The organism is uncultured Hymenobacter sp. (assembly GCF_964243305.1).
Taxonomy (GTDB): Bacteria; Bacteroidota; Bacteroidia; order Cytophagales; family Hymenobacteraceae; genus Hymenobacter.
In genome coordinates, this window is sequence record NZ_CAXTEF010000042.1 from 21397 (window position 1) to 33157 (window position 11761).

General features: G+C 60.8%; 13 protein-coding genes. 6 read left to right on the plus strand and 7 right to left on the minus strand.

All coding sequences use genetic code 11. The annotated features are described in order from the left end of the window. Window positions 1–90: 90 nt before the first annotated feature. The 5 genes from ACFE70_RS17765 to ACFE70_RS17785 all read left to right on the plus strand — a co-directional run bounded on the left by ACFE70_RS17765 (window position 91) and on the right by ACFE70_RS17785 (window position 5018). Window positions 91–1125, plus strand: coding sequence for a lysylphosphatidylglycerol synthase transmembrane domain-containing protein (locus tag ACFE70_RS17765; protein ID WP_375419124.1), 1035 nt, complete (start codon window positions 91–93; stop codon window positions 1123–1125). A 120-nt stretch (window positions 1126–1245) separates the two neighbouring features. Continuing rightward, window positions 1246–1773 carry a D-glycero-beta-D-manno-heptose 1-phosphate adenylyltransferase gene (rfaE2, locus tag ACFE70_RS17770; protein WP_375419125.1) on the plus strand — a complete coding sequence of 176 codons (528 nt, stop codon included), beginning with the start codon at window positions 1246–1248 and terminating at the stop codon, window positions 1771–1773. A 143-nt stretch (window positions 1774–1916) separates the two neighbouring features. Beyond that, window positions 1917–2594: a zinc metallopeptidase gene (locus ACFE70_RS17775; protein ID WP_375419126.1), complete on the plus strand. Its 678-nt coding sequence runs from the start codon at window positions 1917–1919 to the stop codon at window positions 2592–2594. Between the two features lie 179 nt (window positions 2595–2773). Continuing rightward, complete coding sequence (locus tag ACFE70_RS17780; protein WP_375419127.1) at window positions 2774–3934, plus strand: acyl-CoA dehydrogenase family protein; 1161 nt, start codon at window positions 2774–2776, stop codon at window positions 3932–3934. 157 nt (window positions 3935–4091) lie between these two features. Continuing rightward, window positions 4092–5018 carry a helix-turn-helix domain-containing protein gene (locus tag ACFE70_RS17785; protein WP_375419128.1) on the plus strand — a complete coding sequence of 309 codons (927 nt, stop codon included), beginning with the start codon at window positions 4092–4094 and terminating at the stop codon, window positions 5016–5018. A gap of 181 nt (window positions 5019–5199) precedes the next feature. Here ACFE70_RS17785 and ACFE70_RS17790 read toward each other — a convergent pair whose 3' ends face one another. The 5 genes from ACFE70_RS17790 to ACFE70_RS17810 all read right to left on the minus strand — a co-directional run bounded on the left by ACFE70_RS17790 (window position 5200) and on the right by ACFE70_RS17810 (window position 8694). Then, entirely contained in the window at window positions 5200–5820 is a 621-nt protein-coding gene (locus tag ACFE70_RS17790) for an HAD family hydrolase (RefSeq protein ID WP_375419129.1), read from the minus strand. Between the two features lie 47 nt (window positions 5821–5867). Continuing rightward, a complete protein-coding gene (locus ACFE70_RS17795) occupies window positions 5868–6254 on the minus strand; it encodes a VOC family protein (protein WP_375419130.1) in 387 nt (128 codons plus the stop codon). Window positions 6255–6350: 96 nt separating this feature from the next. Beyond that, window positions 6351–7118: a geranylgeranylglyceryl/heptaprenylglyceryl phosphate synthase gene (locus ACFE70_RS17800; protein ID WP_375419131.1), complete on the minus strand. Its 768-nt coding sequence runs from the start codon at window positions 7116–7118 to the stop codon at window positions 6351–6353. Beyond that, window positions 7090–8181, minus strand: a complete 1092-nt coding sequence (locus ACFE70_RS17805; protein ID WP_375419132.1) for a hypothetical protein — start codon at window positions 8179–8181, stop codon at window positions 7090–7092. The genes ACFE70_RS17800 and ACFE70_RS17805 overlap by 29 nt, the downstream gene beginning before the upstream one ends. Before the next feature lie 135 nt (window positions 8182–8316). Further along, the gene (locus ACFE70_RS17810) at window positions 8317–8694 is read right to left on the minus strand and encodes a phage holin family protein (RefSeq protein ID WP_375419133.1); all 378 of its coding nucleotides are present in this window, start codon (window positions 8692–8694) and stop codon (window positions 8317–8319) included. 277 nt (window positions 8695–8971) lie between these two features. Here ACFE70_RS17810 and ACFE70_RS17815 point away from each other — a divergent pair, with 277 nt between their 5' ends. Next, a complete protein-coding gene (locus ACFE70_RS17815; RefSeq protein ID WP_375419134.1) occupies window positions 8972–10345 on the plus strand; it encodes a DnaJ domain-containing protein in 1374 nt (457 codons plus the stop codon). Here ACFE70_RS17815 and ACFE70_RS17820 read toward each other — a convergent pair. Further along, window positions 10263–10715 (minus strand): hypothetical protein, encoded by a 453-nt coding sequence (locus tag ACFE70_RS17820; RefSeq protein ID WP_375419135.1) that lies wholly within the window; start codon window positions 10713–10715, stop codon window positions 10263–10265. The two genes, ACFE70_RS17815 and ACFE70_RS17820, sit on opposite strands and share 83 nt — an antisense overlap. 114 nt (window positions 10716–10829) lie before the next feature. Beyond that, on the minus strand, window positions 10830–11761 hold a 932-nt coding region (locus tag ACFE70_RS17825), incomplete at its 5' end, for an MFS transporter (protein ID WP_375419136.1).

An 11761-nucleotide genomic window follows, 5' to 3' on the forward strand; every position in this document is an offset into this window, starting at 1 on the left:
CATCTTATCACGGCTGCGTTCGTCAGAGAAAACAAATCCATGCAGCGTGGGCGTGACAAGGTCCTTCGCTGTGCTCAGGATGACCGCCATTTGAAACAACTACTTACCATCCTCAAGTACGCGCTGCTGCTGGCCATCTCGGGCCTGCTGATGGCCTACGCTATTCGCGGGCAGGATTTGAGCCGCATCGGCCAGACTCTGCGCGAGGCCAACTACGGCTGGCTGGCCCTGACCTTGCTGCTCTCGGCGCTGGGCTACGGCAGTCGGGCCTACCGCTGGAAGATGCAGCTCGACTCGGCCACAGGCACGGCGCGGACATCTTACGCCGAAGTCTATCACGCCATGATGGTCGGCTACCTGGCCAACCTGGTCTTGCCGCGCATGGGCGAGGTCATCCGCTGCTCCATTCTGCGGCGCACCGGCGGCGTGCCGGTCGAGATGAGCCTGGGCACCGTGGTGGCCGAGCGCATCATCGATGTGGTGGTGCTCCTGAGCTTGCTCGGCGCCACGCTGCTGGTCGATTTCAATAAGTTCTGGGCCTGGGTCACGGACTGGCTGCTGAAGGGCCGCTACGACGCGCTGGCCCGCAACCAGACTACGCTCATCGTCGTGGCCGCTATGGCGGCTGTGCTGCTGGCAGGCGCCCTGTTTGGGGTGCTGCGCAACCTGGAGCGCTTGCAGCAAAACGCCGTTTTCAATCGCCTCGTGGGCTTCGCGCGCGGAATGCTGGCCGGCGTGTTCAGCGTGCTGAAGCTGGAGCGCAAGGGCCTGTTTCTGTTTCATACGCTCTTCACCTGGTCGGTTTATTTCCTGACCAGCTACCTCACCTTTTTCGCCTTCCCCGAAACCAGCCGCCTCGGGCTGGGCGCCGGGCTGGCCGTGCTCACGTTCGGCGCCTTTGGCATGGCCGCGCCGGTGTCGGGCGGCATCGGCACGTTTCACCTGCTGGTGCAGAGCACTTTACTGGTATATGGCATCTCCAAGGAAGGCGGCATTGCCTACGCGCTGGTGGCCCACGGCGCCCAGACGCTGCTGGTGGTGCTGATGGGCGGCATCAGCTTCGTCGCCAGCATGGCCCGCACCGGGCGGGGCAAGGAAGTGGTGAGCGGTGAAATGGTGAGCTAGTGTGAATAGTGAAGTGGTGAGCGTCCGTCATCCTGAGCGCCGCGAAGGACCTTATCGAGTTAGAACAAGTCGTTGTTACGCAAGTCGTTCCGGCGGAATAAGGTCCCCCACCAGCGCAGAATGACCGACACTCACCATTCCACTATCTCACTATTTCATCGCCCGCCCGTGCCCACCGCCGACAAAATTCTGACCCGCGCAGCGCTGCCCGCCACGCTGGCTTCCTGGCGGGCCGCCGGCCGGCGCGTGGTGTTCACCAACGGCTGCTTCGACCTGCTGCACCTGGGGCACGTCGACTACCTGGAAAAAGCCCGCGCCCTGGGCGATGCGCTGGTCGTGGGCCTCAACACCGACCGCTCGGTGAGCTGCCTTAAGCCCGGCCGGCCCTTGCAGGACGAAGCCGCGCGGGCCCGCATCCTGGCGGCGCTGGCTTTTGTCGATGCCGTCGTGCTGTTTGGCGAGCCTACCCCCCTCGAATTAATTGAACTCGTGCAGCCCGACGTGCTGGTGAAAGGCGACGACTATGCCGTAGCGCAGATTGTGGGCCATGAGCTGGTGCTGGCCCGCGGCGGGCAGGTGCTCACCGTGCCGCTGGTGAGCGGCTACAGCACCTCGCGCATCGTGGCCCGCATCCGGGAAATGGGCTGAGGTGAAAAGAGGGGGGTAGGAAACCTGCGGGGAATAGAAACTGGGAGCGAAATTGGGCGCGCTGATGTTTAATTATCGCAAGCTCAAACGGCGCTCCGGTCAGCTCGCAATAGGTTTTTCTTCATCCTTTTCCTTTCTCTGCCATGTATATGTTTTTGATTCTGACCATGTTGGTCAGCTTTTTCATTCAGTGGCGCCTGCGCAGCAAGTTCGCTCAGTACGCCAAAGAAGGCCTGCGCTCCGGCCTGAGCGGGCGCGAAGTGGCCGAGCAGATGCTGGCCGACCACGGCATCCGCGATGTGCGCGTGGTCTCCACGTCCGGCTCCCTGTCGGACCACTACGACCCCACCAACCGCACCGTCAACCTGAGCGAGTCGGTGTACGCCGAGCGCAGCGCCGCCGCGGCGGCAGTCGCCGCCCACGAGTGCGGCCACGCCGTGCAGCACGCGCAGGGCTACTCGTTCTTGCAGTTGCGCTCGGCCGTCGTGCCGGCCGTCAGCGCCGTGTCGCGCTTCATGCCCTTCATTTTGCTGGCGGGCGTGCTCCTGATTAACCGCACGCCGGTGCCGCTGGGCCTGGGCATCGCCTTTTTTGCCCTGACCACACTCTTCAGCTTTATCACCCTGCCCGTCGAGTTCGACGCTTCCAGCCGCGCCCTGGCCTGGATGGACCGCCGCGGCATTGTTACCACGCAGGAGCACACAATGGCCAAAGACGCCCTCTGGTGGGCCGCCATGACCTACGTGGTAGCGGCCATCAGCTCGCTGGCCACGCTGCTCTACTACGTGAGCATTTTTATGGGCGGCAATAACCGCCGCTAGGCACTTGGTCTGCTCAGCGTTTTTGATTAGAAAAAGCCGCCCGGATGACCGGGCGGCTTTTTTATAGCCGCTCAACTATTCCCCTTGGCCGGGCGTTATGGGCGGGCCTGATTGCCTAATTTTGTGACCTGAACACTGCTCATTTCCCGCCCTACCCCCTCCTTTTTTCTTACCCCATTATGACTACTGAAACCGCTACGCCGTCCATTTTTCAGCTCACCGAGGAGCAGCTGGCTGTGCAGTCCGCCGCCCGCGACTTCGCCCAAGAGCTGTGGGCCGGCGTGATTGAGCGCGACGAACACCAGAAATTCCCGGCCGAGCAAGTGAAGAAAATGGGCGAGCTGGGCTTCATGGGCATGATGGTAAGTCCCGACTACGGCGGCTCGGGCCTCGACACGGTGAGCTACGTGCTGGCGATGGAGGAGATTTCCAAAGTCGATGCCTCGTGCTCGGTGATTATGTCCGTGAATAACTCGCTGGTGTGCTGGGGCCTGGAGAAATACGGCACCGAAGAGCAGAAGCAGAAATACCTGCCGGGCCTGTGTTCCGGCGAAATCATTGGTGCCTTCGCCCTGAGCGAGCCCGAAGCCGGCTCCGACGCTACCAGCCAGCGCACCGCAGCCGAGGACAAGGGCGACCATTACCTGCTCAACGGCACCAAAAACTGGATTACCAACGGCACCACGGCCTCGGTCTACCTGGTCATCGCCCAAACCAATCCCGAGCTGAAGTCGCGCGGCATCAACGTGCTGATTGTGGACAAGGACACTCCGGGTTTCGTGCAGGGCCCCAAAGAAAACAAGCTCGGCATCCGCGGCTCCGACACCTGCTCGCTGATGTTCACCGATGTGAAGGTGCCCAAGGAAAACCGCATTGGCGCCGACGGCTTCGGCTTTAAGTTTGCCATGCAGGTGCTGGCCGGCGGGCGCATCGGCATCGCGGCACAGGCGCTGGGCATTGCCTCCGGCGCGCTGGAGCTGAGCCTGAAATACGCTAAGGAGCGCAAGGCCTTCGGCGTGGAGATTGCCAAGCACCAGGCCATTCAATTTAAGCTGGCCGACATGGCCACCGAGATTGACGCCGCCCGCCTGCTCTGCCTGCAAGCCGCCGCCGACAAGGATGCAAACCAGGACTACGCCAAATCTGGCGCGATGGCCAAGCTCTTCGCCTCGCGCGTGGCGATGACGCAAACCGTTGAGGCTGTGCAGATTCACGGCGGCTACGGTTTCGTAAAAGAGTATCACGTGGAGCGCTTGATGCGCGACGCGAAAATCACCCAGATTTACGAAGGGACCTCCGAGATTCAGAAAATTGTAATCTCGCGGGAAATCCTAAAATAGGACAGCACGTTGTCGAAGTACAATATTTCAACCCAGATTAAATCCTAACCAGATTTAATCCGGGTTTTTTATTAACTTTCAAATAATTGGACTGTTTCTTGTACTACCTGAGTACAATTTAATTATCTTTGATGCACAGCAGAAAACTTAACTAATTATGGAAGACTACAACAAGGTTATCGAATCGCTAGGAGTCCACTATATCAAGGCCAAGAACCTGATTCTGCATCAGCCCTTTACGGTCAAGAACCACTACGACGTCGGCAACAACCTCATCCTGCTGCACAAGGGCAAAATCACCTTCGGCGATGATGAGCACGCTGTGGAGGAGGGGGAGATGCTCTTCATTCCGGGCGGCCGGGCTACCCGCGTTGCCTACGGCGAGGGGGGTAGGAACCGGGTTATTACCAATGATGACCTCATCAGTAATAAAGATAAGTTCTTCTCCAGCAACGACCAGCTCGATTTTATTGGTGATGCTGACGAGAGCCACAGCTTCGTAAGCTTCGAGGCCAAGGTGTTCGACTCGGTGAACTTCTTCGCCTCGCTCGATGTGCCGGCCTTCCTCATCAGTGGGCAGAGCAAGCTCGCCAACCTAGTGATTAAGGTGGTCGAGGAAAGTATGCAGGATTTGCCGGGGCGCGAGCGGCTCATCGCCATCTACACCGAGAACATCGTGGTGGAAGTGGTGCGCTACGTGCTGCGCAACAACATGTTCGTCGAGCAGCTCGCCACCAACAGCACCTACTTCAAGGACCCGCGCCTGATTGACTTGTTCAATTACATCAAGGAGCACCTCGGCGGCGACTTGTCGAACAAAGTTCTAAGCGGCGTGGCCAACGTGAGCGAAGATTACGTGGGCCAGTATTTCAAGATGTTGACCAACATCAACCCGCAGGACTACATTGAATACCAGCGCATGGAGCGCGCCGTGTTTCTGCTGCGCACAACCAAAAAGAGCATTCGCGAGATTGGTAAGGAAGTTGGGTATAAGGACACCGCTTATTTCTGCCGCCGCTTCAAAATGATGTTCGGCATTCCGGCCGGCAAGATGCGCCGCCGCGAGTCGGCCATGAACATCTAATCCCTACCCCCCCTTATTTATCGCAAGTGCGTTGTTATTTCGAGTAGACTGGCTATTAGTCTAACTGTTAGAACATCATATAATTATTGTTAAAAAAGCCCCGCTGGATTAACCGGCGGGGCTTTTTACTTTTCCTTGCGGAACCTTAGCCGTAGAAATTCTGGCTTAACCTGTTTGGCTGTCATACCAGCACCCTATGGCCGACCAGCGCAGCCCGTAGCTGCTCAGGTGAGTGGAAGTGGATGCCGGTCAGTCCTAGCGCTTCGGCAGCGCGAATGTTAGTTGCGTTGTCATCAATGAAGAGCGTCTGCACCGGGTCAAGGGCGTAGCGCCGCAGCAGCGTATGGTAGATGGCCGGGTAAGGCTTGCGAGTTTGCTCGGTTCCCGACACCACGATGCCCTCAAACCAGGCCAAAAAATCGAATGTCCGCTGCGCGTAGGGGAAAGTTTCGTGCGACCAATTGGTGAGGGCGTAGAGCCGGTGCCGCCCGGCCTGCCGCAGCTCTTCCAGCACGGCCACGCTGCCAGCAATAGGGCCACTGAACATCTCGCCGAGCCGGTCATAATAGGCCCTGATAGCCGCCGCGTGTTGCGGATGCTGCCCCACGAGCAGGGCAGTAGCTTCGGCGAGCGGGCGGCCGGCGTCCTGCTCGTCGTTCCAAGCCGGGGTGCAGACTGTAGCTAGAAACGCTTCCATTTCGGCTTCATCGGCGAAAATCCTGCGGTAGAGGTAACGAGGGTTCCAATCGATGAGCACGCCGCCGAGGTCGAATACGACGGTGGTGAAAGTAGAAGTGGCCATATGGGGAGCAGCTGGTTAGGCAAAGTGAAAACGGCCGGATTACGGGCTCAGACGGTGATTTTGACCAGATTACTATCAGGGTCAGCTACTACGCTTTCGTAGTAGCCATTGCCAGTAGTGCGCGGTGCGCCTAATACGGCGTAGCCCTCCGCCCGTAAGCGTTCGGTAAGGGTGTCGACGGCAACCGGGCTACCGGTGGCGAAGGCCAAGTGCGCGTAGCCGACTTGCGGCGCGGCCTCGTCGGCAGTCGGGTGCAACGCCGGGCGATGCATGAGTTCGAGGCGGGCGCCCGAAGCGAAGCACAGGCAATGAAAGGTAAAATGCTTCACCGGATTATGGTGCTGCTCGCCGGACGCGGCGCCAAAATAGGTGACGTAGAATTGCCGAGCCCGTTCTAAATCGGTGGTCCAAAGAGCAACGTGTTCAATGCGCATGGCCAGCTTACAAGGCAGATGAAACTGTTTCTGTGGAGGGTTTAGCTTAACACCAAAGTTCCAGTCAATGTGAGCTGTCAGAGAATGGCCCTCATCTTAAACCGCTACGCCCGCAAAGCTCCGTACCACGGCCACGGCTTCGGCCAGAAACTCGGGCGCCTCCTCCAGCCGGTTGCCAACGACCACAACATCAGCGCCGGCCGCCAGGGCCATGTGCAGCTTCTCACTGGTGTTCAGGCCGCCGCCGACAATGATGGGCGTTCGCACTAGCTGGCGCACGGCCCGAATCATAGCGGCCGACACCGGATTTTGAGCGCCGCTACCGCCGTCGAGGTAAGTCAGGCGCAGGCCGAGCTGCTCGCCGGCCAAGGCAGTGGCGGCGGCGATGCTGGGTTTGTCGTGGGGCAGGGGCGCGGTGCCACTCACGTAGGAAGCCGTAGTCGGCCGGCCCGAATCGACCAGCATATAACCCGTGGGCAGCAACTCCAGGCCGCTGGCCTTCAGGCGCGGCGCCGCTACTACGTGCTGACCGATAAGAAAATCAGGGTTACGGCCGGAGATGAGCGAGAGCAGCAGCAAGCCATCGGCGGCGCCATCGAGGTGCAGGCTGTGGCTCGGAAACAGGAGCACCGGTACGCGGCTGTGCGCCTTAAGCAACGCAATGAGGGCAGCCTGCTGCGTGGTTAGCACCAGGCTGCCCCCCACGAAAAAGTAATCAATCGGGTGACGCTCAACCAGCTGAAGCAAATGGCGGCAGCCAGCTTCGGTAAAATCGTCGGGGTCCAGCAGCACGGCCAGCGACTTGCGGCCGTGCTGCTGGTTTTCAATCAGGTGGTCAAGAAGCAGGGTGCTCGGTGGGGGCATCCGTGAGAGTCAGGCTAACGGCGGGCGAAGAGGGGGTATGCACGGGCGGCGAGCCATAAAATGAGGTCGTGGCCGGCGCGCTCGCAAGGTCGGCATTTTTGCCGGTTGCCCGCGTGGGCTGCTTGTCATTCATCTTATTGGTGATGTAAGCCAGCGCAGCAGCCGTGGCCTGCGCCGCGACTGCCTTGCCCGTGGTGGTACCCAAGAACGACATCACCATGCCACCCACCCGCTTGCCCAAGGAATTTTGACTCTTGGCTTTCGCATCATCAGGCCAGGCTACATCCACATCATCGGGAGCAGTTTGGAAGTTCTGAGAAGAGCGGTAACCCGATAATGAGTTCTCCTGCTCAGAAAAATTCTCCGACTCGGGCAGCCGGCGACTGTCGTCGTAAGCAAAGGACTGCGCGGGCTGGTAGCTGCCGCCCCGATGTTGATGCACGGCCGGCCCAAAATCGAGGCGGCCCAATGGTAAGTCATCCTGGCGGTCGTCGTCATCGCCAAAGCCATTATCAAATCCCTGGCCGCTGCCTACCCCCTGCCGCTGTCCGAACCCATCGAGGTCATCGTTGTGGTCATAAAGGTCAGGCTGCTGGTCGTGCTCATCGTGGGCCATGAAGACTCGGGCCGATTCGCGGGCGGAGTGTGCGCTCCGGCTCGAGTAGTCATCGAACTGCGTATCAAAGTTCCTGTCGTTCGAGTCGTGACCATCGCCGCGAAACTCAGCGCTGCGGTCAAGTGAAAAGGCTTCGTCATCCAATTCGAAGTCGTCGTCAGCATCAAAATCATAACGGCTGCTGTAATCCTGGTCTTCCTGATACGAAGCAGCGCGGCTTGGCTTATCCTTGTTCTTCTTGCGCTTGCTTTTGCCACCCAAAACCCTGGTAATCAACCAGACACTACCAGCGAGACCTGCGCCCACCAGCGCCACTTTGCCGACCTGCGTGCCTTGCTCCTTGATATGCTCCACGTCGCCGCGCAGGGCACGCTCATATTCTTGTTTTTTGCGCTCCAGAAACTCACGCTCGTCTTCGAAGAGGGGGTTGTTCAGTTCGTCAGCCATGATGAAAGAAAGATGCTAGTTGCGGTTCGGATGGGAAAGAGGGGGTAGGAAAATCGGCGGGCGCGAATTAATAAAAGCGCAGAAACGGCTAGAAGACAGGCACCAACTGACGCTCAAGCATTCGCTTCGCGCGGCTTAGACTTGCCGCTTATCAGCCTTGTAAATGGAGTTTTTCAGCAGCTTGTCGGCCATGCCGTGAAAAAATTTCTTATCGACGCCAACCACGAACAGCACGAGCAGCAGCAGGTAGAAGGCCGTGACAATGCCAAACCCCCAGAATGAGCTGTCCAGGGCTTCATTGAGGGCGAGACCGGCGAAAACGCTCAGGAAGATGAGGAAAAACAGGGCTAGAATGGCCATAGAGGCGCCGTGCAGGGTGGCGATGAGCGTAGTACCCACTTTTTCCTGCACTTCAAGGCGCACGATGTCGATGCGCGTGTCGAGGTAACCCGTCAGGTTGCCAATAAGGCTGTCGTTGCGGGGTGTTTTGGTGGTGTCGTCGTCGAGAATCATACGGCGCGAAAGTTGTTAGCGAAAAAGGATAGAAAGAAGGGCCAGGGTAAGTCGGGTCGCGGGCGGCCGACTTGCGTGGCGTTTGCTTACGGAAAAAATGGGGGCGGGTCTAACTTTTCAAGGTTTGGCGCGGCGCGGCGGTGGCATCTTGCCGGCCCTACCCCCGCCAGAACCAGCAAACTGCCGGTTCTGGCACCAAGTGGAAGACTCCGACTGCCACCTTAGTACTGTTTTTTTCGTTTCAGGAAGTAGCGACTAATTCGCCTCGTTAAAATTTGTGACCCAGGACCACTACCAGGTGCTCGGTGTGCCGGCCAACGCGGCTGCGGACACTATTAAACGGGCCTACCGGCGCTTGGTGGTGCAGTACCATCCCGACAAGCACGGCGGCGACTCGCGCTACGAGGAGCAGTTTAAGGCCGTGAGTGCTGCCTACCGCGTGCTGGGCGATGCCGGCCGGCGCGCCAGCTACGACTTTCAGCTGGTGCAGGCACGCCTGCGGGCCGAGGAAGAGCGGCGGCGCCAGCAGTTTCGGCCGGCCGGCCAGCAGGTATACGGCGTGCCGATGCCGCCCCCCGCGCCGCTGCGCACGCGCCGCCCCGCCGCCGCCCGCGAGCGGCACTACCAGCCCATCCCGAAGCAGAAAGTGCGCTTTACGCGGCGCGACTACGCCCTGGTGGCGGGCATTTTAGGCCTGATTACCCTGTTCGGAACTGTGCTGGTGCTGAGTCTCAATCACTGGGTAGGCCGAACGAACTACGACAAGGCGCAGCAGGCTTTTCTACGTGAGCAGTGGAGCACGGCCGCTAGCCTTGCTGACCAAGCCATTTCGTTTCGGCCTGATTTCGCGCCCGCCCGGCGCCTGCGCGGCGAGATTGACGAGCTGGTGTATCAGCAGCCCGAGGCGGCGCTGACCAACTACCAGGCCGCTCTGGAGCAGGAGCAAAACCCCGCCGCCGCTGCCCGCCTGCACTACCGCAGCGGTCGCTGCCAAATGGCTTTAAGTCAGTTCGCCGAAGCCGAAACCAGCTTTTCGCGGGCGCTGGAGCTTAACCCAGCCCTGACCCGCGCCCATTTGGCTCGCGGCGAAAATCGCCTGCTGGAGCTAAATCAGCTCGAAGCTGCGCTAACCGACCTCGACCGCGGCCTGCAGCGGCGCGAAACGGCCGGCCTGTCGCGCCCCTGGCGCTACGTGCAACTGCGGGGCGTGGCCCTGAGTCGCCTGGGCCGCCTGGCTGAGGCCCGCCGCGACTACAGCGCCGTGCTAGTGGCGTGGCCCCGGTCAGGCCGCACCACCTTTCTACTGGGCCGGCTGGCGCAGCGGGAAGGCAATGAGGCTGCTGCCTGCGAGTTTTTTCGGCGCGCTGTAGACCTGAACTACGAGTATGCCCGCGCGGCTTCCGCCCTGTGCAACGTGCCGGCCGCTGTACCTGAGGAGGAGGCTATACTGGCCGACTCCACCGGGCTGAAAGTGGAGCGCGCCGACGCTGAAGCCAGCACGGGGGGTAGGAAAGTCAACCTTCCAAAGCTCAGCAAGCCCAAGGCGGCCGGTTCGGGCCAGCGGCGCACTAGCCCAAACTGGCCGCCCGCCCGGCGGCATCCTGCGCCCGCGCTTGTGTCAGCCAAGCATAAGCTTCGCCCTCGGCGCTGAAGAAGGCCACGACATAAGGCGAGTCGCGGTACGCCGCAGGCAGTGCAAAGTTGGGCGCGGAGGTAATAGCCTCTAGCAGGGTCGGGTTGGCCAGGTACGCCACGTGCAGACGTCCGCCCAGTTGGCTGGCCACAGCCGGGAAGTAAGTGGCGAGCAGCCAGCGAGTGATGTCCGGGTCGTTGGATTCCCGGTGCCGGATATCCTGCAGCCAATAGCAGGCCTGGTGCTGCCCGGCGATGATGGCCAGCTCCTCGTAGATGGGCGCCAGCAGCGTGGCTGATAGCGGCTGCCGCGTCCAACGGCTGACCAGTATTCCCAGGTCAGGCCGGAAGGCGGTGGGCATCAAGTCAATAAGCTGGGAGGAAAGCATAGTGGAAGTGCCGACTACCTGGCTGGCGGGGGTAACGGGCGGCGTGAGTTAGCAAAACTAGCGAAACCAGTCCGGGCCCCAGCCTTAAAAAACCAATGAGATGAGCGCCTTCGCTCAGGCCGCCGTCCCGACGCCGGCCGCGGGGGTAGGGTCGCTAGGCCGTCGCAGCGCATCGGCAGCCAGGACCGCCGCGGCCAGCACCAGCACTGCTCCCAGCAGGAAAGGCGCGCCCGGAAACCGCACCGGCGCCCCCGGCCGGGTGAAAAACGCAAACAAATTGGTCATCAGCAGTGGGCCGACCACGCCGGTGGCGCTCACGAGGCTGGTGAGGCCGCCCTGCAGCTCGCCCTGCTCGTCGGGCGGCACCTGGGCCGAAATCAGCCCTTGCAGGGCCGGGCCCGACAACCCACCCAGGCAATAAGGCACCAGAAAAGCATACATCATCCAGCCCCGCGTGGCGAAGGCAAACAGCACGAAGCCAACCACATAGAATAGCAGGCCCACCAGAATGGCGCGGGTGGTACCCAGCCTCGGGATGGCAACGCGCACCAGGCCGCCCTGTACCAGGGCCACGCCCAGACCCACGGCGCTCAGGGAGTAGCCCACCATGTCGGAGTTCCAGCTGAATTTGAGCATGGTATAGAACGTCCAGACCGACTGCGTGGCCGAGCCGGCCAGGTAGAGCAGCACCAGCGCTGCCACCAGCCCCAGCACCGCCGGGTAGCGCCGAAATTGCAGCAGCGAGCCCACGGGATTGGCCCGCGCCCACTCGAAGGGCCGGCGCCGGTCGGCAGCCAATGACTCGGGCAAAATAAAATAGCCGTAGAGGAAGTTGGCCAAGCTCAGCCCCGCCGCCACTATAAACGGTACCCGCGCCCCGTAGTGGGCAAACACGCCGCCCAGCGCCGGCCCAATAATAAACCCGACCCCAAACGCGGCGCCGACCAGCCCGAAGTTGGCCGCCCGCTTTTCGGGCGAACTCACGTCGGCGATGTAGGCGGTGGCGGTGGTGAAGCTCGCGCCCGTGACGCCGGCGATGATGCGCC